The following is a 24,422-nucleotide window of genomic DNA, read 5'->3' on the forward strand; positions in this document are numbered from 1 at the left end:
GCGCCCGGAACGCGGCGCCGCAGCCAGGCGGGGCTGCTCAGCGTTTTCCTGAAAAGAGCCCTGTCGACAGAGCAACGCCCATGCCAGTGATGACGGCCGCACTGACCTCGAACAGGCCGATCTCCTCTCCCAGCAACAATCCGCCGCCAAGCGTGGCAAGGACCGGCGTGATCGCGGTGAAGGCGGCGGCCTGCGTACCGCCCAGTGCCCGTACGGCCATTCCATAGGCGACCATGGCCGTCAGTCCGGACAAAACGCCCTGGCTCATCACCTGCACGGCGATTTCATTGGCCGGGGTGACACCGAGCGACGTTCCATAGATGAGTGCCAGACCAAGATGGATCAGGAACGACCAGATGGCGATGACGGCGCCTGCTTCCACGGCGGTGAGCCCCGAGCGCTTGAACGCGTGGGTGTAGCTTGCCCAAAGAAGGGCGGCGCCCGGTAGCAGGATAAAACTCGTCCGGGGAATGCCGGCGCTCGAAAGACCGCTGAACAGAAGAATGCCGACGCCCGCGACGATGGCGGCAAGGCCGAGCCAGCGGCCGGCATCGGGCCGTTCGCGGAAGACGAAAACGCCAATCAGCGCGGCGGCGAGCGGCATCGATCCTCCAAGCAGGATGCCGGCGGAGGCGGCCGGCGTGGCGTGGATCGCAAAGGTGGTCAACTGGAAGAACAGGGCGCCGGAGCCAGCGACCATCAGGGCGAGAAGGTAGTGTGGAACGCCCTTCGGCAGAAGCCCGAGGCGCCACCAGACCGGCGCGAGAACGACCGCGGGGACGCCATAGCGAATAAGGCCGATATCGATCGTTCCCAGTGGCGTCGTGGCGCTGTGACGGGTGGCCAGTATCCAGCTTGCCCAAATGAGGACAGTGATGCTTCCGCCGATGTAACCGGCCGTAGTCGAAGGCGTATTCGTGCGGGCAAAGGCGAGCGTGTTCATCGGACAACCCTTTCTTTCGAGCGTGAAAATGTGTTCGTCTGAAAGGAAAATTAGTGCCAAAAAGGGAGGCATGTCCTTGCTATTTATGCTTATGATTTATACTGCTGGCAACTATCTGCCAATTATTTGGTACAATGTTATTGAATATGCCAAGTCTGGACAAATTCGATATTGCCATCCTGCGCATCCTGCAGGAGGACGCGCGTGCGACGAATGTGGAAATCGCCGAGCGGGTGAACCTGTCTCCGTCGCCGTGTTTGAGGCGTATCCGAAATCTGGAAAAATCCGGCGTGCTGCGCGGCTACCGGGCCGATATCGACCGCAAGGAGGTGGGGCTGGGGCTGACCGTCTTCGTCGAAATCAAAGTCGGGCGTCACAGCCAGGAAAACGCGCGCTTGCAGCAGGAGGCGCTGCTCGCCATCCCGGAAGTCGTTTCCTGTTTCCTGATATCCGGCAGCGCCGATTTCCTGGTCGAAGTGGTTGTCGCCGATCTCGCAGCCTATGAAGCATTGCTGACTGAAACCCTGCTTGCGCTTCCGGGCGTCGCCGACATCCGCTCCAATTTCGCCATCCGCACGATCAAGACCGGCGGCGCCCTGAAGCTGCCGGAGCCGCGCTAAGAAAAATCACCTGCCGGAGAATGTCCGGCAGGTGATTTCAATCGGGCTGTGGCCCGCTGCGTTAAGCGTTGAGTTCCGCGAAGTTCGGCCGGGATACGGCCGCATTCTCGCGCTTTGGAGCCGATTTCCAGGCAACCACCATCAAGCCGCCGATCACCGTGATGTGCTCCATGACCACGTAGAATTCAAGCGTCTTGATCGGCTCCTGCATGGTCCAGAAGGTATGAGCGATCGGAATGGTGAGCAGGGTGAAGACGGCGAGCGCGCCGGCGCCAAACCAGGTCCCGCGGTTGGCGATGATCAGCGCGGAACCGCCGAGCTGGGTGACGATCACCGCAATGTTGAAGAGCAGGGCAGGTTCCAGCCCGAAGTGCGACATCTCGGCGACACCGGCGTTGAAGTCGATGAGTTTGGCAAGGCCGCTTGCCCAGAACATATAGGTCAGGATAGCGCGCGCCAGGTAGCCGAACGGGCGGGAACCGACAATGGAATCAATAAAGGAAGGCATTTTTTTTCTCCGGTGATAGGCGATGAAACTGCCCCGGAACCGGTCTCCTGTCGCGGGCTTTGGACTGGTTCCGGGGCAGCGCGGCGTCACCGGTTGGGGAGGCTGTTCGGTGGGCCGCGCTGTCTCCTGTTTACTCAGCGCGAAGAAGAGGGGAGGTTCCCGCGGGAACTGCCGGGAAGCCTCATTCAGCGGACACCGCGCGCCTCAGAACCCGGCGAGCACAAGCTTGCCCTTCGTCCGGCCGGTTTCGATCAGCGCATGGGCCCTTTTCAGGTTTTCGGCGTTGATCAGCCCCAACGTCACCGTCAGGGTCGAGCGGATCTTGCCGCCATCGACCAGCCGCGAAACCTCGTGCAGAATACGGTTCTGCTCCTCCATGTCCTTGGTCTTGAACAGCGAGCGGGTGAACATGAACTCCCAGTGAATGGATACGGCCTTGCGCTTGAAGGGCAGGATGTTGAGCGTCTTCGGATCGTCGATGAGGCCAAAGCGGCCCTGCGGCGCGATCAGCTTGATGATCTCTTCCAGATGGTCGTCGGTATTGGTGGTGGAAAAGACGAAAGCGGGCGCGCCGAGCGCCAACTGGTCGATTTGGTGCGCCAGCGGCTTGGCGTGGTCTAGCACATGATGGGCGCCGAGATCATAGGCCCATTTCTGCGTTTCGGGGCGGGAGGCGGTCGCGATCACGGTGAGATTGGTCAGCGCCCGCGCCAGCTGAATAGCGATCGAGCCGACGCCGCCGGCGCCGCCGATGATGAGGATGGTGTTGGCAGCACCCGGCACCGGGTCGTTGACCTTCAGCCGGTCGAACAGCGCTTCCCAGGCGGTGAGCGAGGTGAGCGGCAGGGCAGCGGCTGCCGGAAAATCAAGCGTCTCCGGCTTTTTACCGACGATGCGCTCATCGACCAGATGGAATTCGGCATTCGAGCCCGGCCTGTCGATGGCGCCTGCATAGAAGACGGCATCACCCGGCTGGAACAGCTTAACCCCGGGCCCGATCGCCTTGACGATCCCGGCCGCGTCCCAACCCAGCACCTTCAACTGGTCAGCCTCCGGCTTTGCGCTGGCCCGAACCTTGACGTCCACGGGATTGACGGAGACAGCCTTGATCTCGACCAGCAGATCGCGGCCTTCCGGCGTGGGAAGGGGCAGATCCACATCGATCAACGCGGTTTCGGCGGTGATGGCCTGGGGGATTTTGTAAGCAATGGCGCGCATCGGGAAGCTCCTTCGAGTTTGAATGGAGGCTAGATGCGCATTATGCTGCAGCAACGCAAGAATGCACAATAAGTGTATATAGTACCAAAAAGGATACTGTGAATGCCGCGTGTTCGCCACAAGCTGCTCGACTGTTCGCCCGGTTGTCCGGTCGAGGGCGTGCTTCACCTGATCGACGGGAAATGGAAGGGCGTCATCCTCTATCATCTGCTGGAGGGCACCATGCGCTTCAACGAACTGCGCCGCCGCCTGACCAGTGTTACCCAGCGCATGCTGACGAAGCAGTTACGCGAGCTGGAAGCTGACGGCCTGATCGAGCGCACGGTTTTTGCCGTGGTGCCGCCAAGAGTCGATTATTGCCTGACGCCGCGCGGCCGCAGTCTTGAGCCCGTCATCATGGCGATGAAGCGCTGGGGCGACGAACATATCATGTTGCAGGCTGCCGAATGATTTTCCGGCAGGATCAGGGTTTGCGAACCCAAGCATAACCGAACCGGAAGCTGTCGCCATCGCTGCCGTAGATATAGGGCAGGGCGATCGTCTGTGGCTGAAGCGGCGGGACCGTGCCGATGCGCTGTTTCAGGCGGTCTTCGAGCCGCGTGGGAACGGTGGCGCCATCCTCGGCGTTTGCGCGCCACACCAGCAGGATCGGGCTCTGTGCCGACCAGTCGAAAGGCGGGCTGTAGAGCCGGTAGGTTTCCGTATCGACGGGCGTGTGCGGCAACTGCATGCGAATATTCCCGGCGAGGAAAGCGTCTTCGGCAATCACCAGAGCAGGAGTGGCGGCTGGCTTCGTGACGACATCCTCGATGAAGTCCCGATAGGGCACGGTCAGCTTCGGATGGGAATTCATCGGTCCAGCTGCGACGATACGCAGAACCAGCGATGCCGGAATAAGCACCATGAGCAGAAGAACGACCGGGATGAACCGCCTCAGGAAATCGCCTTGGGCAACTCCGTAGGCATCGAGCTTCATGCAGAGATAGAGCGGCAGAATGAACAGCACCGGCGACACCCACCGGGTTTTAAGTTCTGCCGTTCCCGCGAAGAAGATCAGAAACAGCAGAAAGATCAGCAACACCCCGAACATGACCTCGACCAGCCGTGTCTTCGGATTTCCGGCGCGCAGGGCGGGCCAGAAACGTCCGCGGGCAACGCAGGCATAGACGAGAACGGTCAGCGCACAGAAACTGAGAAGCGTCAGCGGCAATTCCGAGAGGCCGCGAGCGATCTGCATGAGTGCGCCATCCCGCCCACCCGTTTCGAGTTTCTCGACAGTGTCCTGAGAGGCGATCTCGAAGTTCTGGAAGAGCCAGAGGGTATGCGGAGCCACAATCGCGATTGCAACCGCAGCTGTGACGAGAATGCGCCAGTCGAAAATCCGCTGGCGATAGGTTGGGTTGGCAAGGACCGCGACGAGGGCGCAGAAGCAGAGAATCGAGAAATTGTATTTCGATATCAATCCGATACCGATGGCGATGCCGGTCAGCAGATAGGTGATGAGCGTCGGCCGGTCGAGCGTGCGAAACAGGCCGTAGAGGAAAAGGCAGGCTGCGAGAAGCGAGGCATTCGAATGGGTGAGATCGCGCTGCGCCAGCCAGCCGATTTCCGGAATGGTCAGCAACCCGAGGGCCGCGGCCACGGCAAGCGACTTGTTTGCGAGCACTTGCCGGGCGGCGAGGTAATAGAAGACGTAGCTCAGGAACAGGAAGAGGTTCTTGACAAGGCTCAGCGCGAACAGCGACTGCCCGATGCCATCGATGACCGCATGCTGCACCCAGTTGAAGAACGGTGGCTGCGTGTCATATCCGAGAGCGTACCACTGGCTCATCAGGATTTGCCCGGCCTCGTCCATTTCCAGGGAATTCGGCAGGCAGATGCGAACGATCAGATTGAGCAGGAAATAGGCGCCGATCAGCAGGATGAACGTGCTGGGTCGCGTTTCAAGTTTTTCGACGAGCGAATTCATGCTGGATGGCCTTTGCGCAGGGATCGCGCGGGGTTCTACCACACGGGGTCGTCGTGACAACAGCCGGCACGGTTTCCAAATCTGCGATTGGTGATCCCCCTCCATCTACGCTTCAGCCGCGGCCGCTTGCCGTTCAAACCCTGATAATTTGCGGCGCGAACCCCATATGATGTTTGCCCGCATGGCGCAGTCATAAGGACAACGAATGAAGATCAAGGCCATTTTCAATCGAGACGGAGGAACCTTCCGGACGACGGATATGGAAGCCTTTAGCCGGAAGGCCGAAGAGGTTTTTCGCGCAAGGGGCCACGAGATCGAAATCGCGGTTGTCTCCGGTAGCGAGATGGGCGATACCCTCGAAAAAGCAGCAAGACGCGATGACCTCGATGCCATGATCGCAGGCGGCGGGGATGGCACGATCTCCGGGGCGGCGGGCGTTGCCTGGAAGAACGGCATGCCACTGGGTGTCGTTCCGGCCGGTACGATGAACCTGTTTGCCCGATCGCTGAAACTGCCGCTCGATATCTGGAGGGTGCTGGACGTGCTTGCCGATGGCAGGATCACGGACGCCGATATCGGCAGCGCCGACGGCCGTGCATTTGTGCACCAGTTTTCCATGGGGCTGCATGCCCGCATGGTGCGCTATCGCGAATCGTACAGCTTCGCCTCACGGCTCGGGAAAATCCGCGCCAGCGCGCGCGCGGCGGTCGGTGTCATCTTCAATCCGCCCGAATTCGTGATCGAGTTCGATGTGGATGGCATTCATGAAAGGCGCGAGGTTTCGGCCATTTCCGTGTCCAACAACCATTTCGGCCCGAACGCCCTGATGTATGCCGATGACCTGACCGGCGGGCATCTGGGATTCTATACGGCGCCACCCTTGAAGCCGGCAGGTGTCGCCAAGCTGGTCTTTGATATCCTGCGCGGCAAATTTCGCGAAAGCCCGCTGATTACCGAAATGAGCGTGTCGGCCGTCGATCTGCATTTCCCCGTCGAGCGTCACAAGACCAACTGCGTCATCGATGGCGAACTGCTGCCGATCGGCCGCGATGTCGCCCTGCGAATCCATCCGGGCGAATTGAAAGTGCTCGTCGGACAATAGCCGCCCGCGTTCAGGCGGCAGCCCGGTTCACGCGTTCGGAGCATCCCCGCTAAAGACCTTGCGCACAATGTAGGGCGGCGTGTCGTTTTCGCCCGAATAGATGCGCGCCATCATTTCCGCCAGAATGCCGGTGGTGATGAGCTGGACGGAGGAGAGGAACAGCATGACGCCGACGATCAGCATGGGCCTTGCCCCGATATCGTTGCCGAGCAGAAACTTGTCGACGAAGAGGTAGAGCAGGATGAGCGAGCTGAGCGCTCCCGCCGCCAGGCCGATCGAGCCGAAGAAATGCCCCGGCCGTGCCTTGTAGCGCATGAAAAACAGCACGGAGAGCAGATCGAGGATGACGCGGAAGGTTCGCGAGATCCCGTATTTCGATGTCCCGTGCTGGCGCGCGTGATGAGTGACCGGCATTTCGCCGATCCGGCTGCTCGGCACGACGCCGGCAACCCAGGCCGGAATGAACCGGTGCATTTCGCCCATCAGCTTGACCTGCTTGATGATCGATGCCTGATAGATCTTCAGGCTGCACCCATAGTCGTGCAGCTTCACTCCCGTGATCTTGCCGATCAGATAATTGGCGCACCAGGAGGGGATCTTGCGCAGGAAAAGCCCGTCCTGCCGGTTCTTGCGCCAGCCGACCAGAAGGTCGAGTTCGCGCTCCTCGATGGCTTCGACCATGGCCGGGATATCGCGCGGATCGTTCTGAAGATCACCGTCCAGCGTGGCGATCAGCCGCCCTGCGGCTGTATCGATACCGGCCTGCATGGCGGCGGTCTGGCCGAAATTACGCTGCAGCTCGACGATCCTCAAGCGCAGGCTCGAATCGGCAAGCTCCTTGCGGGCATTCACCAGCGTCGCGTCGGTGCTTCCGTCGTCAACGAGAATCAGTTCCCAGCTGCGTCCGAAACTGACCATGGCATCGCGGATGCGCGTGACGAGCGGACCGACGCTTTCCTCCTCGTTATAGATCGGCACGACAACGGACAATTCGATCGCGTCAGTGACGACAGTTTCAGTCCTGTTTGCTTGCAAGATCGGATCCAATGCCAAAGCCTCTGAAAAACGCCGCCGGTTCTCTTGCCCGGGTTCTCGTGATAACAGCCATGAACCCATAGCACCGGACAGGAAAGTAGCAAATATATGAATGCAAAAGGGGATGCCAGCCGGGACTCGTGGCTTGTCCGCAACCGGATGACCTTGGTCTCCTTGGCTGCCGTCGTTGTCTATGCCGTATTCGTTCAGTGGATCTGGGGCTGGCCGGCGCTGTTTCGGCAGTGGGCGGAGATCGGCGTTATCCCGGTGCTTTCGGCGCTGGCGCTGCTGGTCGGCACCTATTTCATCCGCTGTTATCGGATCTACGATTATTTCCCCAACGAGACCCGCGGCCGCTTCCTTCAGCTTCTGCGGGTGACACAGGTCCACAATCTTCTTAACATCATGCTGCCGTTCCGCGCCGGGGAAACCAGCTTTCCCTTGCTCATGCGCTCGGAATTTGCGGTTCCTTTGGCGCGCAGCACGTCGGCATTGCTGCTCATGCGCGTTCTAGACCTGCATGCGCTGTTCGCCGCAGCCGGGGTCGGCCTTGTGCTCGAATACGACAACCAGCGTCTCGGCTGGCTTTTATGGGCACTCTTCCTCGTCTCGCCGCTGCTTCTTTCTGTTCTGAAGGGCAGCGTGCTCGCGTTTGTCGAGCGCCGGCTGCCGGAAAGGCTGGGCAAGCTGCTCGAGGAAATAGAGGCCGGCCTGCCGGCAAACACGATGGCCTTTGTTCGGGCATGGTTGATGACGGTTCTCAACTGGTCGACCAAGGTCGCGGTGCTTGCCTGGGTGCTGTTCACCATGGGCGTCGTGCCGCTCGGCGCCTGTTTTGGGGGCGCTCTGGGCGGTGAGTTGTCGTCGGTGCTGCCGGTTCACGCGCCGGCCGGCGTCGGCACCTATCCGGCCGGCATCACCGCGGGCGCGGCCTCGTTCGGCGCATCGGCGAAGGGTGCCGCTTTTGATCTGCTCGCCAGCGCCAGCGTCAACGCGCATCTGTTGATCATCGTGTCGGCGGTTGCCGGCACGCTGCTGTCGATCGTCCTCTCGCCGCGGCGCTAAGGCGCTACTGGAACGCCGTTTCGAAGAAGCTGCGCAGCTTGCGCGAATGCAGCTTTTCCTTCGGCATGGCGGCGAGCTTCTGCAATGCCAGGATACCGATCTGCAGATGCTGGCTAACCTGCGTCTTGTAGAAGGCCGTCGCCATGCCCGGCAGCTTCAATTCGCCATGCAGCGGCTTGTCGGAAACGCAGAGCAGCGTTCCATACGGCACGCGGAAACGGAAGCCGTTGGCCGCGACCGTGGCCGATTCCATGTCGAGCGCGATGGCGCGCGATTGCGACAGCCGCTTCACCGGGCCGCGCTGGTCGCGCAGTTCCCAGTTGCGGTTGTCGATCGTCGCCACGGTTCCGGTCCGCATGATCCGCTTCAGGTCGTAACCCTCGTAGCCGGTCACCTCCGCCACGGCGTCCTGCATCGCCACCTGAACTTCGGCGAGCGCCGGGATCGGCACCCAGACCGGCAGGTCGTCGTCCAGCACGTGGTCCTCGCGCACATAGGCATGCGCCAGCACATAGTCGCCCAGCGTCTGGCTGTTGCGCAGGCCTGCGCAATGGCCGAGCATCAGCCAGGCATGTGGCCTGAGCACCGCGATATGGTCGGTAATCGTCTTGGCATTGGAAGGGCCGACGCCGATATTGACGACGGTGATGCCGCCATGGCCTTTCTTCTTCAGATGATAGGCCGGCATCTGCGGCAGGCGGGCAAGTGAAAGGTCTGATTCGGGCTTGTCCGACCCAGCTTGGGTAATGATGTTGCCCGGTTCGACGAAGGAGGTGTAGCCGTTGCCGCCCTCGGCCATCTGCTTGCGCGCCCAGGCGCAGAACTCATCGACGTAGAACTGGTAGTTGGTGAAGAGCACGAAATTCTGGAAATGCGTCGCACTGGTTGCCGTGTAATGGCTGAGGCGGGCGAGCGAATAGTCGATGCGCTGGGCGGTGAACGGCGCCAGCGGCGAGGGTTCGCCGGGGCCTGGTTCGTAGGAGCCGTTGGCGATCTCGTCGTCTGTGGTCGTCAGGTCGGGCGTGTCGAACAGGTCGCGCAATGGCGTATCAATGTTTTCCGCCATCGACGCCTCGACATAAGCACCTTCTCCGAAAGCAAAATGCAGAGGGATCGGCGTTGCCGATTCGGAGACGGTGACGCCGACGCCATGGCTGCGGATCAAGAGGCCGAGCTGTTCCTTGAGGTAGTGGCGGAACAGCTTCGGCCGGGTAACCGTCGTCGTATAGACACCCGGCGCGCTGACATAGCCGTAGGACAGGCGCGAATCGACATGGCTGAAACTGCTGGTCTCGATGCTGACCTGCGGATAGCAGGCACGATAGCGCGAGATCGGCGTTCCCGTGCGCCCGAGCTCGGTAAAGGCATCGACCAGGAATTTGGTGTTGCGTTCATAGAGCGCCGACAAGGCATCGACTGCTGCGGCGGGGTCATCGAACGTCTGCGGCTCGAAAGTGTCCGGCGTGGTGATGGAAAGGGCGGAAAGGGAAGAGATTCGTTTGTTCATGCGGCATTATAGGATGGCGTCTTTTACAAGCAAACGACAAGATTTGAATGCACAGGTGTCGCCTGGAAAAAGCCGCTCAGCGCGGTCCGGCAAGGATGACGACCGTACCGGCAACGGCAAGCGCCACACCGCTTATATCCCAGCGATCCGGACGAACATCTTCGACAATCCAGAGCCAGCTCAGCGACGCGGCGATATAGATGCCGCCATAGGCCGCATAGGCGCGTCCGGCAGCAGCCGTATCGATCAGGGTGAGAAGCCAGGCGAAGAGAGCGAGGCTCGTCATGCCGGGAATGAGCCACCAGATCGGCTTATCCATCTTCAGCCACGCCCAGAAGGCGAAGCAGCCGGCGATTTCCGCAAGAGCGGCAAGGACATAGATGAAAAATGCGGAGATGGGCATGATGTTCCTTCCTTGGCGACACATAGGAAGGCAGCAGATTCAAATGCGCAAGTGCTTCGCTTGCGCCGACAGCATCAGCTCATGGATTGGCGCTGAAGCGTCACAAAAAGAACGAGGCCGGCTCCCTGCTTGCCGACGCCAAGGCCGGAGGCCTTGCTGTAGGCGATCGCCCCCATCGGCGCCATCAAAAGGGCTGCAAGCGTCAGCATGCGCAGGGCGATGGTTGCGGAACGGGTGAGGGAAGACATCGTTCCTGGCCTTTAGAGCTTGGCTTGTTCGCAGAACTGCGCGGTGTGCACGGTGCAGTCGGCGATCGAACCAGCATAGTTGTGGCGGCGGCGCTGCGTATCGGCGCTGACGGCAGCTGCAAGCGTGATCGCGAAGACGACCATGAGCATGCTGATGATGGTGAGGCGGCGGGCGAGGATGTCCATGAGTTTGTCCGTTTGCTCGGGTTTGTCGGTCGGGGTTCAACTCGATGATGGCCTTTTCGCATAGGCAAACTGAACTGTTGCTGAGACCCCGGTTCATCTCCCGTTCATCTTCGTGGCTTTCACCCTTGTAACGGTGATGGGTGCCGCCTAGGTTTTCCGCGAGTTTCCCAACTGGAGATAGCGGATGACTGCCCCGATCGAACTCACTATTGGCCGACCCCGAACGGCTGGAAGATCACCGTCATGCTCGAGGAACTCGGCGTTCCCTACGATGTGAAATATATCAATATCGGCAAGGGCGAGCAGTTCGCGCCGGACTTTCTCAAGATCGCGCCCAACAACCGGATGCCGGCAATCGTCGATCCCGACGGTCCGGGCCGCGAGCCGATCTCGGTATTCGAATCCGGGGCCATCCTGCAATATCTCGGGCGCAAGTTCGGCAAGTTCTATCCGACCGACGAGCGCGCTCGCTTGGATGTCGATCAGTGGCTGTTCTGGCAGATGGGTGGGCTCGGGCCGATGGCCGGCCAGGCGAACCATTTCCGCAATTATGCGCCCGAAAAGATCGAATACGGCATCACCCGCTATACCAACGAGGTCAATCGTCTCTATGGCGTGATGAACAAGCGGCTGGCGGACCGGCCGTTTCTCGCCGGCGAATATTCGATCGCCGACATGGCCTGCGTCGGCTGGGTACGCCAGTACGAAGGCAATGGCCAGGATCTCAACGATTTTCCCAACCTGAAGCGCTGGTTCGAGACGCTGACGGCTCGCCCGGCAGTTCAGCGGGGCTTTGATGTCGGCAGGCAAGAGCGGGAGCGGCAGAAACACCTGTCGGAAGACAAGGAAGCCCAGAAAATCCTGTTCGGCCAGACCGCCCGCTGAGTATTAAGACAAGACCGGCGGGCAGGGCCCGCCGGATATCAGTCATTACATGCGCGTCCAGGTCTGCGACTTGCAGAGGACCTTCAGTACGCAGCCCTGCATCTTCAGTGAAGCCCCATTGATTGACGCCGAACCACTATAGGTCTTGTCATTGGCGGGATCGGTGATCTCGCCCGTATAGCTTTCACCGCTGCCGCTCATGCTGCCGATGCGCTTGCCGGCGTGCTTTCCTGTCTTCAACGTAATGCAGTAAGCGCCGCCGCAGGAGGCGATGGCGGCCGTCTCGCCGCTTGCGGTCTTCCAGTTCCCTTCGATCGGTTCGGCGGAAAAACCTGTAGCGGTCGTGGCCAGCGCCATGGCTGTTGCCAGGATGAATGTGCGGATCATGTAGTTCCTCCCGTAAGTTCGACGAACAACCATGCGCCGCGGCATGGGCTGGTCGAAAAGTTGCCAGAGCTGGTCTCCTCACCGCTCAACGCGCGGAAAATAACTTACGCGGACGTAAACGTAAATATACGTTCGTGCCGTTTTCCGATGAAAATTACCGGAAAACGTGGCTCCAGATGCGACCGTTCTCGTTGAGGCGCCGCAGGCCACCGTTTTGCGTGGTTAGCGATTGGTTGAAATCAGCGCCTGAATTTTCCGTAAAGATTGAGGCAAAAGCCAGTGTTTCAAGGCAGTCCGATGTTTAACAAAAAGTCAAGTTTACCAATCGTTTGAACTTTGTTTGTTGCAAATTAATCATGCATTTTAAGCGTGTATTGAAACCGCTGCGGCATACTCAAATCCATAAGACGAGCAGGGAAAAACACCCCGCCGGAACCCCTTGGGGGACCGAAAGCCGCACAAGACGGCCCGGCCCCCAAGGTGCCTAAAAAGGCAAACAAAACAGGGACTGCGTGAGTAGTTAACCAGGCAAACAGGGACATAGAAAATGGCACGCTTTGACATTCAGAATGCTTCGGATGCCACGATGGGTGGCGAAAACCGCGCGGACGTCTTTTGCGAAATGGGCTTGATGTATGCAACCGGACGTGGTTGCGATATCGATCTCGTCGCCGCGCACAAGTGGCTCAACATCGCAGCGATCAAGGGCTCCGACCGTGCAGCGGCGCTGCGTGCGGACCTGGCGATGACCATGACCAAGATCGATCTTGCCACCGCCCTGCGCGCCGCCCGCGAATGGATGACCATGCATTGAAACGGGTTCATATCGCTGGCAGGCGGTAGGCGCCGAGACCTCCGAAGATGGGGCGCGGCGTCTATTGCCTGCTAAGCGATTCAAGCACCTTCGGCAGCGCCGCTTCCAGAAGCGCCATATCCTCCTCCGGCCCGGTACTGATACGGATGCAGCGGTTGAGCGGCGCAACGCCCGGCATGCGGATGAACACGCCGTGATCGTCCATCAGCCGATCGACGATCGCGCGCGCAAACACGGCGTCGTGTCCGCAATCGATGGCGACGAAATTCGTCGCCGAGGGCAGGGGCTTCAGCCCGTTCTTGATAGCGATTGCGGTGATCCTGTCGCGCGACGCTGCGATGTTTCCAAGCACTTCCGTCAGATATTCCCTGTCGGCCAGCGCTGCGAGCGCCGCGGCGGTGCCGATCCTGTTCATGCCGAAATGGTTGCGGATCTTGTCGAAGGCCTGCGCGGTTCCCGGCGTGCCGATGACATAGCCGACGCGCGCACCCGCTAGGCCGTAGGCTTTGGAGAAGGTGCGGGTGCGGATCACGTTCGGCATGTCGATCAGCGATGCGATCGAGGGGATCGTGCCCGTCGGCGCGGTCTCGCCATAGGCTTCGTCGAGCACGAGCAGGCATGTCTGCGGGAGTGCCTTGGCAAAGGTGATGACACTGTCGGCGTCCCACCAGCTTCCCATCGGATTGTCGGGATTGGCGAAGTAGACGAGCGGCGCCTCTTCCCGCTTGACCGCTGCCAGGAGACCGTCGAGGTCCTCGCGGTCATCGACGTAAGGCACCGTCACCAGCCGGCCACCATGACCTGCGACGTGGAAGTTGAACGTCGGATAACCGCCGAGCGAGGTAACAACCGGCAGGCCGGGCTCGATCACCATGCGGACGATCTGGCCAAGAAGGCCGTCGATGCCTTCACCGATAGCAATATTCTCCGACGCCGTACCGAGATGTCGGGCCAGCGCCTGCTTCAGCTCGAAATTTTCCGGGTCGTTGTATTTCCAGACCCCCGTCGCGGCATCGCCCATGGCAGTGAGAACCGAGGGGGCAGGACCGAATCCGCTTTCATTGGCGCCGATCCGTGCTTTGAGCGAACGGCCGCGCTGTCGCTCGATCGCTTCGGGACCGACAAAGGGAATGGTGGAAGGAAGGGAGGCGATGAGGGGAGTAAAGCGGGAAAATGCGGACATGCTGTCTATCGAGCCTGACGATGGATGAAACCGCAGCGGACACTAGCGATGTTTGATCGCCATGGAAACCGAATCCATTCGCGAAACGCGCGTGTGTCCGCCCTCGAGACGCGGGACGCCGTCAGTGTTTCTTCTGCTCGTTCCCGGTGAAGAATTCGTAGCGGACGATTTCGTGCAGGAATTCCTCGTCGATCGGCTTGATGAAATGCACCTGGATGCGATGGTCGCTGCGGAAAATTTCGGCGCAGCCGATTCGCTTCTTGGTGCCGACGATGGTCAGATAATAGTGCTGCGGCAGGCCGATCGTGGTGTTGACGGTGAAGGCAGCGCCGCCGCGTGAAATTTCCAGCATCTTGCAGGTGCGGGTCGAAACGCCGCCAAGGGCCGGCCGCACGGCCATCAGGGTGCCCGCCTGTCCGATCGTGAAACGCTCGAAGCGCTCCTCATAGAGCTTGGAGCGGACCACGGAGTACATCGTCGAGTTCTGCATCACCACTCCCTTGGTAGCGATGGACGGCGGATCCATCGATCCAAAGCGCCTCGCCGTCAACATCTCCCGCTCTTGCCCTCCTCCTGACGACAGTAAGCGATCCATTGAGAATCGATCATGGATATTGCAATCCTTTGAAAGCATTCCCTAAAAATTTAATGAGGAGTTAAATCGCCGGAAAAGGCCTTGTTTTGGCGTGGCGATTCAAGGCGCCAATCCAAAGGCACCGATAGGCGGTTGGATCGCAGGCGTCGGCGAAATCGCGTGGTCGGCTTCAGATCAGCCCGCTGGTAAAGTCCATCCGGATCAGCCGGCTGATGAATTCCGGCGCCAGCTGCATGTTGAAGCGGACGCCGAGTTCGGAATTGTGCCGGTGAACCTGCGAGCAGCCGATCTCCTCGCGGAAGCCGTCGATCTCAAGGAAGAAATGTTTCGGCAAAAGGATATTGGCGTTGAAATCCAGCATGGCGCCACCGACGGAAATGTGCCGCAGCAGGCACTGGTATTTCGTCTTCGTCTTCAGGTGCTGCCCGACAACAAGGATACGGCAGGGTCGCTCGATATAATAATGCTTGTAGCTGGCGGTCGGTTGACCCGGCTTTGCCTCGGCGAGATGCATCACCATCGACATCGGAAACTCCGGAAAAGATGACGGCGTGGCGCCGCTTCTGCTGGACTGTTCGACTTCTGACGAAGGCGCTCTTCGCGTTTTATCAAGCACCATATTACGATGACAGCAGTTTTAGCCGCCAGCCTTGTCCTGAGCTTGTGCCTTTCACGGCCCTGTCTTCTGGCTTGCTTAAAAAAGCGCAAAGGCGGACATTGAAACAGGCTGGGCCATACGTAATAGTTTCATGAAAAGCGCGCGGCGGAAAAGGCCGCGCGGAAACTAGGGATCATGTTTGTGCGGTTTGCGGGGGCGCGCGAAACGTCCCCGCCGCTGCGCAAGCGCGGAGGGAAAATCATGTTCAAAGCCTATTCTCGGCGCTGGGTGCCGATCTTCGTTCTGTCACTATCCGTTTTCGCGTTTCAGGCTGGCGCGGCCGAGGCGGCGAAACGGGTCGCTCTCCTGATCGGCAATGAAAAATATGAGGCGACATCGCAGCTGAACAACCCGGCCAACGATGTCGAACTGATGAAGGCGTCCTTCGAGGACGCCGGTTTCGATGCGGTGACGACCGTCCACGATCTCGACCGCGCCTCGATGGTGCGTGCGCTGCGCGATTTCGAGGATGCGGCCACCGGCGCCGAAGTCGCCATCATCTATTATTCCGGCCACGGCATGGAGATGAATGGCCAGAATTTCCTTTTGCCTGTCGATGTCGCGTTGAAGTCGGACAAGGATGTGGAGGACGAGGCCGTTCCGCTCGATCGCGTGCAGCGTTCGCTGGAGGGCGCGACCCGGCTGAAGCTGGTCATTCTCGACGCTTGCCGCAACAATCCCTTCGAGCAGTCGATGACGCGGTCGATTTCGACCCGCGCCGTCAGCCGCGGTCTCGCCCGCGTCGAGCCTGAATCGGCCGATCTCTTGGTTGCCTTCGCCTCGAAGGCCGGCACGGTCGCCATGGACGGCGAAGGCAAGAACAGCCCGTTTGCAACGGCTCTGTCCAAATATCTGACGGAGCCCGGCGTCGATGTGCGCATCGCGCTCGGCAAGGTGCGGGACGAGGTGGTGGCGGCGACAAACCGCAGCCAGGAACCCTTCGTCTACGGCTCGCTCGGCGGCGCGCAGATCTTCCTCAACATCAGGGAGGTCAACGTCAACGTCACCAACAACGGCAACACGGAAGAGGTCTCGCCGAACGGCCAATCGGCGGCCGCCGCCGACTGGCAGAACATCCGCGATCTCGCCGACAAGGACCTGATCGAGGTCTTCCTTGCCAAGCACGGCTCGGACCCCGTCTACAAGATGCTTGCGGAAAAGAAGCTGAAGCTGTTGGCCGAAGCCGCGCAGACATCGACGTCCAGTCCGGACGAGATTGCCTGGGATGCGCTGAAGCAATCGACGGATGGTGCGGCGCTGACCCGCTTCATTGAGCGTTATCCGGACAGCAGGCACAAGGCGGAGGCGGAAATGCAGATCGCCGCCCTCGAACCGAAGAAGGGGCTCAACATCTCGCAAACCGGCAAGGACACGCAGGCATCGCGCGATTGCTACCTGCTGGCGGGCGAGCCGCAATCCATGCCGGGTTTCCTCGGCGTCAATTTCCTGAAGATCGATTCGGCCCGCGCGCTCACTGCTTGCGCCCAGGCCGTCAACGAAAACCCCGACGACATGCTGCTCGTCAACATGCTCGGTCGCGCCCATGACGCCGGCCGCAACTATGTCGAAGCGCGGCGCAACTACCAGAAGGCGGCGGACGGCGGCAATATGTACGGGCTGACGAACCTCGCCTGGTTCTCGATCTACGGCACCGATGGTCCCGTCGATATCGACAAGGGCAAGCAGATGTTCGAGCAGGCGGCCAATGCCGGCAATTCCTATGCCCAGGCATCGCTCGGCTGGCTCTACCGCGAAGGTTATGGTGGCGTGCCGCAGGATTATGCCGAGGCGCTGAAATGGTATCAGCTCTCGGCCAATCAGGGTTATGCCAATGCCATGGCGACGATCGGCTGGTTCTACCGTGAAGGAAACGGAGTGCCGAAGGACTTCAACCAGTCGCTTTCCTGGTACCAGAAGGCGGCCGAAGGCGGCGATGCCAATGCCATGTCTTCGCTCGGCTGGGCTTATCAGAACGGTCTCGGCACGACGCAGGATTATGCGGAAGCCAAGAAATGGTACGAAAAGGCGGCCAATGTCGGCGATTCCTATTCGATGGCGCTGCTCGGCTGGTTCTACGACGTCGGCAACGGCGTGCCGCAGGATTATGTGCAGGCCCGCAATTGGTATGAAATGGCAGCGAATGCCGGCAGTGCCTATGCCATGGGCAATCTGAGCCGTCTCTATGATTTCGGCCTCGGCACGAGGGCGGACCCGAAGGAAGCGGCCCGCTGGGCAGCGGCCAGCGTCGAGGGCGGCGATCCGGCGAAACTGCAGGAGATGAAGACCTCGCCGAATAACTTCACGCCGGCCTTCCGCAAGGAAATCCAGGCGCTGCTCAGGGAGCGCGGCTATTACAGCGGACCGCTTGACGGTGACTTTGGCGCAGCCACCCAGAATGCGATGGATCGGCTGGCGAAAAAGAGCTGACAGATATCCAACGAGAGAAAACAAAGGCCGGGCCTGTGGCAGCAGACCCGGCCTTGGCACGACCTCACGAAGGCTGGCTAACGCTTGTTTTCCAGGGCCTTGAGCGCCACCTGGCCGGCAGCATGCGCCTGCAGCTGGCTGGTAAACTGGCCGCTGGCGGGATAGACAACGGAGCCGCGCTTGATGACGAAGGCCCACCGCCCGTTGCGAAGCTTTTCGATCGTCACTTGAGTTTCCGGTTTGCTGTCGCTGTTCACTCTATGCTCCCAGGCTGTTCCGCGCCGCCCGCAGCGGGGCGAGGGCGGATTTCGAAAGCACAGGACTACCGCAAAACGCCCGCAGCCGGCAATCAGGCAACAGGGCGAAAGGCTATTGGAGCTTTGCCTCAGAACGGCGCGGCAGAAGAGCAAATCCGCCCGCACGCAGGCTTGATCAGCTCTTGTCGGGGACTGCACGCGCGCAGTCACGCAGGACGGAAAATTCAACTTTGTAGCGGGTAACCGCAAAAATCCCTTGCAATGAAGGGCTCCTGACTCTAGTCAGGCGCTAACGGAGAGGTGGCCGAGTGGTCGAAGGCGCTCCCCTGCTAAGGGAGTATACCCGGAAGGGTATCGAGGGTTCGAATCCCTTCTTCTCCGCCATCAGCCCTCTGTGCGATACGCGGTTCATGGTTGTAGCGTGACGCGCCTTTTCGGAATTTTGCCACGGCGAATCGGAATTTTCGTTTTTCCAGCACTCCGTTAAAAAATCTCTTTCAGCGTTTTTAGCCGTTATGGCAAAGTCTCGAACACGCTGGCTGGGGATGCGGGCGGGAAGAGAGACGTGACGCCATGAAATTTGAAGAGCTTCCCGATTGGCGTTTTAAAGTCCTGGAAACGTCAATGAATGTCTACAAGGCAACCTGTGTTGACTCGGTGGGAAGAACGGTCGAGCGACAAGGTCTAGATTCAGAGACGCTATTGGACGAGGCAAAGCAAGACGCCCTCGAAATCACGGGTGCCCGTTTGCAGAAACCTTCAATTTGAAGCTTCCTGCCAATTCTAAAGCCCTTCTCAAATACCCTTTGAACCATCCTCAAGTGCGCTGCGGTCAATACGACAGCGCGGCCGAATCACATGCAAAATTCGGCAATGGGAAGCCGTCGCGACCACGATTGTGTAGCGCACAAATTCGAATGGCAGACCGCGCAAGTTCATGTGGCAGCAGATTTCAAAACCGCAAGGTATCTGGGCATGCCTTTTTGGGAACGTACGATCCCTACGGGACCATGCCGTGTGAACTGGACGGTATCCTGGGGCCAATCCTCCTGCCACACATCTTTGAGGTAACCCACGGCGATCGAATACGTCGGCGCGCCCGCAAAGGAGAAAAAGCGGATATCGACTACAATCAACCGGGTTTTTGCACTGGCGAATATTTCCATTGTATACGCGTCGGTGCTGGCTCGTTGCAGTGAGCCGACTCCGATGTACTCGTTCCAGTTATCCAGGCTCGCATCGTCTCCATGTATGATGCCCAGGACCAATGGCATGAAATTGTCGATACCGATGCGATCCACGGCCACGCAATAAGCGATTTTCGCCAGTGTTCTTATGAACGATGTAGGGTTGAATGTCGTCCATACCTCCACTGCGCCTTTTGAATATGGTGCCTTTGGCTTTGCATGCCACAAGCGGAAGCCTTGACCCCTTTTTTTCTCCGGAGGTGTGCCGTTGATCAGGCGGGGTGGGTCGAATAGAGGCAACACAATCGGGATCGGAAAATTTGCGAGCTCATATTCTACAAACGCATCGCTGAAGCCCGTTATCCCCCTAGGATACACTTTGATAGTCTCTTGGTGAGCGCCCTTTTTTCCGACCTTGAAGTTGTAGGCGATGCGGTACGGTCCGAATTGGTGCCGCTGGACGTCCAATTCAAACCTCGACGTCATTTTTGCGTGTTCGGGACAACTAGCATCGTGAAGGACATGAGTTCCCCCCAATCCGGCCGGCATAATATGCTCGCGGGAGAGATTTTCGGTGCTTCCGCAGTAGATGCAGCGTCCGACCCGAGTGCTTTGCATAGGTTCTCACGGCGATTTAGGAAAACGGATTTCCGCGAAATGCCTTCGCCGTAGCGAAAGCGCCCAGTAGTGCGACTATGACTTAGAAGCGCCGCGCCAACGAAAGCGGAGGCACTAACAGCCGAGATATGCGCGTAGTGTGGTCCAGTAACGCGACCACTGCAGGTACGCCCCCTGATCCCTAATCTCCACTTCGGTCGTGCTCCTAATTTCGCTATTTGCGATATATGCGACACGTCCGTCTACCTGCCATTTCACGACCGTGACCTCGGAAAAACGAGCCAGTACCATACCGTTTTTGCATTTGTCTGTGCATATCTCGTATCCCTTCCATTCTTTGTACGCAGGCGATCCCGGGCGGGCGACGACGTCGAGGGCTGTGAAAAGATATGACAATGAAAGGAAAATGAAGAACGACACGGTGACCGAACCGAAAAGCAGATCCATGCGGTGTAGCTCCCCACGACGTCGACGCGTATTGATCGTCTCCATGACCAGAAAACCGAAGACCAACGTCACAAACAAAGGCAGAGCAATGAACGCGCGGAGGGGCAACGCATAATACGCGACGGGCAAGAATACGAGCGGACCGATGAACCACCATTTCGAGTAAGGCCCGAAAGCGGCATTACGTCTTTTCGGTCCATCATTCCCTAAGTAGATCCGGTACAGCACCAAGATCGCGAATTCGATAAAAATTACAGGCGATAGAGTGAGCGCATTCACAGCGACGTCGGTAATGGTAATGTAGCTTAGCACGTGGATGCCTATCGCTAGGCACTTTCCCAAAAGCGTCGCAACGCCGAAAAGAAGACTGACTGAAACAACGCCGGTTGTGATCTGGCTGATCACGTCGGCAGGCGGAAAACCAATGCCACCAACCAGCGGCTTTCTTGCTTTGGACGGTTCTTGCTCGTTCATGCTTGATGTATGTGATGCTAATTGATACCCGTCAAGCGGGTGCCCCATGCTGTCACGCGGTCCGCCTCACCCACCAAACGAGGAGCGAAAGCTCCATGTCGCGAGAACAGCAAGAGCACACGTCATTTTTTCCAGGGCTCACGGCGGGTGCTCAATTCATAGAGCGACTGCACCACGCCTTCAGATGGATACTCTCCTCGCGCCGTAAAGGCATCGTAAGCACTGAGCACATGGTTGACCTCCGCTAAATCAACCCCATCTGCCTTAGAGAACTCCCGCAACTGGTCTGTTGTTGGTAGGGTTTTGTATTCATTCGCGACCAGGAAGCCGACAGTATTTGGAGCATGTTTCTGGTCGGAACGAGCGCCGATGACCGCATAGAGAAGCCGTATCCCTAAGCGTGTTTTCAAAACCTTGATGTTGGCTTCGACCAGATCGCTGCGGGTCGAGGCATCCCCGGCGGCGAGTGTCTTGATTATGTTAAATTCCGCCTCCTCCCCAAAACCGCCCATATAGCGGTGGCCACCCTTATTTAGCATCTGCTCGGTGAGGACATATGAAATCCTATTCTCGACTTCTTTCAACGACGAGAGGATCTCCTCGGCGCGATCAATCTGCTCGCGGAACTCTGCCGAAAAGGCCGCCGGCGATATTGAGAATGACTTCAGCTCCCTCCAAGTGACAAAGCTGGACAAGAACGCAAGGGCGCCGACAACGAGAAAGAAGCCGGCTGCAACGGGATTAACGAAGCTGATAGCGAGTGCCGAAGCCACAAGTGCGATACCAGTAAGCAAAAGTATCAGCTTCCGAAGACCCATTGAGGAAAATCCTTCCGGTTCACGAGGAGGTAACGATCAACTCCCTTGCGCTAACACCTTTTCCACCGCCAATTGAGTAGGTCAACTCGGTTCCAACACATCGAAACGCCGCGAATAGCTCCCTGGTCTCGTAGACGTCGTTTATGGACAAAAGGAAGTTCCCTTTGATCCTCTGCAACCGCTCCGCGATGATGATAAACTGATCGCGGGCGAAAAGTGCCTTTCCATAGTCGTCTTCGCAACCCCAGTAGGGCGGGTCGAGATAGAAAAGCGTGCCCGGCCGGTCATAGCGATCGATAAAGGCCAGCCAGTCGAGGTTCTCGATCACGACGCCGGAAAGGCGTTCGTGAACGTCTTCAAGCAGCGGCGCCAGTCGATTAAGATTGAAGCGCGCGCCTTTATCCAGCGAGACACCGAAATTCTGTCCCGCGACCTTTCCGCCGAAGGCCAGCTTCTGAAGGTAGAGGAAACGCGCCGCGCGCTCCAGATCGGTCAGCGTGGCCGGGTCGCAGGCCTTCAGGCGATCGAACTCGCGCCGTGAGGTGATCTGGAATTTCAGCGTGTCCATGAACTGCGGATAGTGCCGCTGCAGGATGCGGAAGAGGTTGACCACCTCGCCGTTGCGATCGTTGATCACTTCCGATCGAGGCGCCCTGGAGCGGCGGAAGAACACGCCGCCCATGCCAATGAACGGTTCGGCATAGGTCGTGTGCGGAATGGCATTGATCATGCCGACCAGACGGGCGGCGAGCTGGCGTTTGCCACCGATCCATGCGGCTGGTGGCTGTGTGCTTTCAACGTCTCTAAAGTCGTCTTTGAAGGGCATTTGAAACTTTCGGAGAATCAGTCACTAAGACCCCGCCCTGCAGGGTACGGGTGTGACAGTTATCCAAATTGGCTGTCGACGGGATCGGTCGCCAAACTTGACCCGTCTCCGGAGCGGGTGACCGCTCCGGGCACCTGGTGCATTTAGGGCATCCTAAAGATCAGAAGGGATTGCAGTCTGCGTCGTCCAGACTTCGCCGGTCGCAGAATTTTCCCAACTTTCCGCGAGCCAAAGAACGTCGTCTTCGTCCCGCCAGTAGGCCTCGCCGGTTTTGATCGGGTCCATCATTCCATCCCCTTAAGGCAAACATGCGTGAGGACCGCGCCGGTTCCAGCGGCTTGGACATTGAGACGGATAAACTTTGGTAGCTCTCCTGCATTGTGGGTGATGCGGACTGTCCCGACCACGCCGACGACAACGGATCCACTCGAAAACCAGTTGACCCCGTCATCCGAGAGCTGCAGCTGAAAACTCGGAGCGCCGGTACCGATCGAAGACAGCGTCACCGCCGCGTAGAACCGCGAACAGCCCTCGACGGCATAGGTCGGCGTCGTGGCGTTCAGAAGGTTGACGTTGAGCGCCCGGTCGAAGAACGCACGACGAATAGGGGCAAGGACATTCTGCTGCGCCATCCGCAGGACCGAGCGCGTGAAGCTCGGCGTCGTGCCCCCGACCGTCTGGACGTACCGCAAACGGTTTCCGGACAGCATCAGAACCGGGGTGCGGTAAACACCGGTGGCCGTGATACGCGGGAGGTCCCAAATACGAAACCAGTTGGTGCCGCTGTCGTCACTCTCCTCGATGCCGATATCCAACGTCGGGTTGGTGCCGGAGACGGCGGTGACCGGGACGATGAACGACGCCGAACCACCGCCGCCGTTTTCGGGCGCGGACGTTGCACCCGTGGTAGCGGAGCCAGTCAGCGCCGCTGAGGAGATTTCAGTGAAGACGTTGTTGACGTCTCGAACCGGGAAGGTGCCGGTCGCGTTGACCGGAACGCCTTTGCCAGACGACGCATCACCCCGGCCGGAGGCGACCTCGATAGCGATTTCCTGCACGTCCATAACGAGGACGCGACCGATGGTCACCGTCGTGGCCGAGCTGGGGGCGGATGCGCCGTTCTTGAAGCGGAGCCTGATCTTGTAGAGCTTGTTCGGATCGCACGCCTGCTGCGATACGCGGTTCATGGCACCACGGCTGCCGCCGGAGTTGGCGGAAACCGCCGTGGCAACGGCGTCCTGCGGGCGCAGCTCCAGAAGGTAGTCAACAGTGCCGCTGGACGTCGGCTGGCCGCTCACAGATGCGCTGACGGCGCCAGGGGCGCTGTCGCCGACGACTTCAAGAGCCGTCGTGCTTGAACTGGTGCCATCCATCTTGAGCGAGGCGCGGTTGGCCCAGTCGTTCGCAAGATTGGCGTTGACGACGGGCTGGAGTGTGACGGGGTCGACCTCCACCGCCTCCATGTAGACGGTGTTGTTGGCGATCCGCTGGCTAAGGCTCGCGGTCATCTGCACATCGAATGGGACGGTAAACACCTCCTTCGACAGGAGGCTATATTCCGCGTTGATCGCGGTGCCCATATTCACCACGAGGTTCGAGCCGGACACCGTGACGCCCATGCCGCCAGCATCGGTCTCAACATCCCACTTGTCAGCGGAGAGTGCTGAGCCGTTGAACTCGTCGGCCCATTTCTTTTGCGCGGTGCCAATCTGGCTATATGCACTGCCATCGGGCAAGTTCGTCTCAGATGACAGCGATGCACTGCCGCTCCAGACCTTCAGCGGATATCCGCCGTCGTTGTTATAGACCCTCAGACGCGCGATCGGCACTTTGGCAAGCCGCAGGAATGGCGGATTGGTCAAGGCCGAAATCGAGCCAATCTGCAGCCAGGGTGCGTCGTCATCCGCCTGCGCCTCGACATCGACAAAGGCTTTCGAATTGGGATCGATCTGCGCCTGGACGGCCCAATCGCCGGTCGGGCCGAAGGTGGCGCTGATAAAGGTTGCAGCGGTCGTATTGATGCGTTCGGTCATCGGGTTACC

At 59.3% G+C, this 24,422-nt stretch carries 28 protein-coding genes and 1 tRNA gene; 9 read left to right on the forward strand and 20 right to left on the reverse strand.

Annotated features, from left to right (window positions below):
• Positions 1-37 precede the first annotated feature (37 nt).
• Positions 38-943, reverse strand: a complete 906-nt coding sequence (locus tag WI754_RS11575) for a DMT family transporter (protein WP_349433530.1) — start codon at positions 941-943, stop codon at positions 38-40.
• A 146-nt stretch (positions 944-1,089) separates the two neighbouring features.
• On the opposite strand from WI754_RS11575, the gene WI754_RS11580 reads away from it, so the two are divergent.
• The gene (locus WI754_RS11580) at positions 1,090-1,563 is read left to right on the forward strand and encodes an Lrp/AsnC family transcriptional regulator (RefSeq protein ID WP_349433531.1); all 474 of its coding nucleotides are present in this window, start codon (positions 1,090-1,092) and stop codon (positions 1,561-1,563) included.
• A gap of 61 nt (positions 1,564-1,624) precedes the next feature.
• Here the strand turns inward: WI754_RS11580 and WI754_RS11585 are convergent, their stop codons facing one another.
• Both WI754_RS11585 and WI754_RS11590 read right to left on the reverse strand, forming a co-directional pair.
• Positions 1,625-2,071 carry a DoxX family protein gene (locus WI754_RS11585; RefSeq protein WP_349433533.1) on the reverse strand — a complete coding sequence of 149 codons (447 nt, stop codon included), beginning with the start codon at positions 2,069-2,071 and terminating at the stop codon, positions 1,625-1,627.
• 204 nt (positions 2,072-2,275) lie between these two features.
• Positions 2,276-3,289 carry a zinc-binding alcohol dehydrogenase family protein gene (locus WI754_RS11590; RefSeq protein ID WP_349433534.1) on the reverse strand — a complete coding sequence of 338 codons (1,014 nt, stop codon included), beginning with the start codon at positions 3,287-3,289 and terminating at the stop codon, positions 2,276-2,278.
• A gap of 102 nt (positions 3,290-3,391) precedes the next feature.
• Here WI754_RS11590 and WI754_RS11595 point away from each other — a divergent pair, with 102 nt between their 5' ends.
• Complete coding sequence (locus WI754_RS11595) at positions 3,392-3,739, forward strand: helix-turn-helix domain-containing protein (RefSeq protein ID WP_349433535.1); 348 nt, start codon at positions 3,392-3,394, stop codon at positions 3,737-3,739.
• A gap of 13 nt (positions 3,740-3,752) precedes the next feature.
• Here WI754_RS11595 and WI754_RS11600 read toward each other — a convergent pair whose 3' ends face one another.
• A complete protein-coding gene (locus tag WI754_RS11600; RefSeq protein WP_349433536.1) occupies positions 3,753-5,258 on the reverse strand; it encodes a glycosyltransferase family 39 protein in 1,506 nt (501 codons plus the stop codon).
• Between the two features lie 205 nt (positions 5,259-5,463).
• Here WI754_RS11600 and WI754_RS11605 point away from each other — a divergent pair, with 205 nt between their 5' ends.
• A complete protein-coding gene (locus WI754_RS11605) occupies positions 5,464-6,360 on the forward strand; it encodes a diacylglycerol kinase family protein (protein ID WP_349433537.1) in 897 nt (298 codons plus the stop codon).
• 27 nt (positions 6,361-6,387) lie between these two features.
• Here the strand turns inward: WI754_RS11605 and WI754_RS11610 are convergent, their stop codons facing one another.
• The gene (locus WI754_RS11610) at positions 6,388-7,395 is read right to left on the reverse strand and encodes a glycosyltransferase family 2 protein (RefSeq protein WP_349433538.1); all 1,008 of its coding nucleotides are present in this window, start codon (positions 7,393-7,395) and stop codon (positions 6,388-6,390) included.
• A gap of 108 nt (positions 7,396-7,503) precedes the next feature.
• On the opposite strand from WI754_RS11610, the gene WI754_RS11615 reads away from it, so the two are divergent.
• A complete protein-coding gene (locus WI754_RS11615) occupies positions 7,504-8,460 on the forward strand; it encodes a lysylphosphatidylglycerol synthase domain-containing protein (RefSeq protein WP_349433539.1) in 957 nt (318 codons plus the stop codon).
• A 4-nt stretch (positions 8,461-8,464) separates the two neighbouring features.
• On the opposite strand, the gene WI754_RS11620 is transcribed toward WI754_RS11615, so the two are convergent.
• The 4 genes from WI754_RS11620 to WI754_RS11635 form a co-directional block, all read right to left on the reverse strand.
• On the reverse strand, positions 8,465-9,967 hold the full coding sequence (locus WI754_RS11620) for an AMP nucleosidase (protein ID WP_349433540.1): 1,503 nt from the start codon (positions 9,965-9,967) through the stop codon (positions 8,465-8,467).
• Positions 9,968-10,043: 76 nt separating this feature from the next.
• Positions 10,044-10,364, reverse strand: a complete 321-nt coding sequence (locus tag WI754_RS11625; RefSeq protein ID WP_349437798.1) for a YnfA family protein — start codon at positions 10,362-10,364, stop codon at positions 10,044-10,046.
• Between the two features lie 80 nt (positions 10,365-10,444).
• Positions 10,445-10,618, reverse strand: a complete 174-nt coding sequence (locus tag WI754_RS11630) for a hypothetical protein (RefSeq protein ID WP_349433541.1) — start codon at positions 10,616-10,618, stop codon at positions 10,445-10,447.
• A gap of 12 nt (positions 10,619-10,630) precedes the next feature.
• Positions 10,631-10,804, reverse strand: coding sequence for a hypothetical protein (locus WI754_RS11635; RefSeq protein WP_037121339.1), 174 nt, complete (start codon positions 10,802-10,804; stop codon positions 10,631-10,633).
• A gap of 243 nt (positions 10,805-11,047) precedes the next feature.
• Here WI754_RS11635 and WI754_RS11640 point away from each other — a divergent pair, with 243 nt between their 5' ends.
• A complete protein-coding gene (locus WI754_RS11640) occupies positions 11,048-11,689 on the forward strand; it encodes a glutathione S-transferase family protein (RefSeq protein ID WP_349433542.1) in 642 nt (213 codons plus the stop codon).
• 45 nt (positions 11,690-11,734) lie between these two features.
• On the opposite strand, the gene WI754_RS11645 is transcribed toward WI754_RS11640, so the two are convergent.
• Positions 11,735-12,076, reverse strand: a complete 342-nt coding sequence (locus WI754_RS11645; protein WP_349433543.1) for a DUF2147 domain-containing protein — start codon at positions 12,074-12,076, stop codon at positions 11,735-11,737.
• Positions 12,077-12,623: 547 nt separating this feature from the next.
• Here WI754_RS11645 and WI754_RS11650 point away from each other — a divergent pair.
• Complete coding sequence (locus tag WI754_RS11650; protein WP_349433544.1) at positions 12,624-12,890, forward strand: sel1 repeat family protein; 267 nt, start codon at positions 12,624-12,626, stop codon at positions 12,888-12,890.
• Between the two features lie 61 nt (positions 12,891-12,951).
• Here the strand turns inward: WI754_RS11650 and WI754_RS11655 are convergent, their stop codons facing one another.
• The 3 genes from WI754_RS11655 to WI754_RS11665 all read right to left on the reverse strand — a co-directional run bounded on the left by WI754_RS11655 (position 12,952) and on the right by WI754_RS11665 (position 15,194).
• The gene (locus WI754_RS11655; RefSeq protein WP_349433546.1) at positions 12,952-14,073 is read right to left on the reverse strand and encodes a pyridoxal phosphate-dependent aminotransferase; all 1,122 of its coding nucleotides are present in this window, start codon (positions 14,071-14,073) and stop codon (positions 12,952-12,954) included.
• A gap of 121 nt (positions 14,074-14,194) precedes the next feature.
• Complete coding sequence (locus tag WI754_RS11660) at positions 14,195-14,626, reverse strand: PilZ domain-containing protein (protein ID WP_349433547.1); 432 nt, start codon at positions 14,624-14,626, stop codon at positions 14,195-14,197.
• A 211-nt stretch (positions 14,627-14,837) separates the two neighbouring features.
• Positions 14,838-15,194, reverse strand: coding sequence for a PilZ domain-containing protein (locus WI754_RS11665; protein WP_349433548.1), 357 nt, complete (start codon positions 15,192-15,194; stop codon positions 14,838-14,840).
• A 333-nt stretch (positions 15,195-15,527) separates the two neighbouring features.
• Between WI754_RS11665 and WI754_RS11670 the strand changes: the two genes are divergently transcribed.
• Positions 15,528-17,753, forward strand: coding sequence for a caspase family protein (locus WI754_RS11670; protein ID WP_349433549.1), 2,226 nt, complete (start codon positions 15,528-15,530; stop codon positions 17,751-17,753).
• Between the two features lie 77 nt (positions 17,754-17,830).
• Here the strand turns inward: WI754_RS11670 and WI754_RS11675 are convergent, their stop codons facing one another.
• Complete coding sequence (locus WI754_RS11675; RefSeq protein ID WP_349433550.1) at positions 17,831-18,010, reverse strand: hypothetical protein; 180 nt, start codon at positions 18,008-18,010, stop codon at positions 17,831-17,833.
• A 294-nt stretch (positions 18,011-18,304) separates the two neighbouring features.
• Between WI754_RS11675 and WI754_RS11680 the strand changes: the two genes are divergently transcribed.
• Positions 18,305-18,394: transfer RNA gene (locus WI754_RS11680), tRNA-Ser, on the forward strand.
• Between the two features lie 189 nt (positions 18,395-18,583).
• Complete coding sequence (locus WI754_RS11685; RefSeq protein ID WP_349433552.1) at positions 18,584-18,778, forward strand: hypothetical protein; 195 nt, start codon at positions 18,584-18,586, stop codon at positions 18,776-18,778.
• A gap of 167 nt (positions 18,779-18,945) precedes the next feature.
• On the opposite strand, the gene WI754_RS11690 is transcribed toward WI754_RS11685, so the two are convergent.
• From WI754_RS11690 to WI754_RS11715, 6 genes are all read right to left on the reverse strand, one after another.
• Complete coding sequence (locus WI754_RS11690) at positions 18,946-19,683, reverse strand: hypothetical protein (RefSeq protein WP_349433553.1); 738 nt, start codon at positions 19,681-19,683, stop codon at positions 18,946-18,948.
• Positions 19,684-19,929: 246 nt separating this feature from the next.
• On the reverse strand, positions 19,930-20,736 hold the full coding sequence (locus tag WI754_RS11695) for a hypothetical protein (RefSeq protein WP_349433554.1): 807 nt from the start codon (positions 20,734-20,736) through the stop codon (positions 19,930-19,932).
• A gap of 122 nt (positions 20,737-20,858) precedes the next feature.
• A complete protein-coding gene (locus WI754_RS11700) occupies positions 20,859-21,554 on the reverse strand; it encodes a hypothetical protein (protein WP_349433555.1) in 696 nt (231 codons plus the stop codon).
• Between the two features lie 19 nt (positions 21,555-21,573).
• Positions 21,574-22,380: a DNA adenine methylase gene (locus tag WI754_RS11705; protein WP_349433556.1), complete on the reverse strand. Its 807-nt coding sequence runs from the start codon at positions 22,378-22,380 to the stop codon at positions 21,574-21,576.
• 153 nt (positions 22,381-22,533) lie between these two features.
• Positions 22,534-22,665 carry a hypothetical protein gene (locus WI754_RS11710; protein ID WP_349433558.1) on the reverse strand — a complete coding sequence of 44 codons (132 nt, stop codon included), beginning with the start codon at positions 22,663-22,665 and terminating at the stop codon, positions 22,534-22,536.
• Positions 22,665-24,413, reverse strand: coding sequence for a hypothetical protein (locus WI754_RS11715; RefSeq protein ID WP_349433559.1), 1,749 nt, complete (start codon positions 24,411-24,413; stop codon positions 22,665-22,667). The genes WI754_RS11710 and WI754_RS11715 overlap by 1 nt, the downstream gene beginning before the upstream one ends.
• Positions 24,414-24,422: the final 9 nt, after the last annotated feature.

This window comes from Pararhizobium sp. A13 (assembly GCF_040126305.1).
Lineage (GTDB): Bacteria > Pseudomonadota > Alphaproteobacteria > Rhizobiales > Rhizobiaceae > Pararhizobium.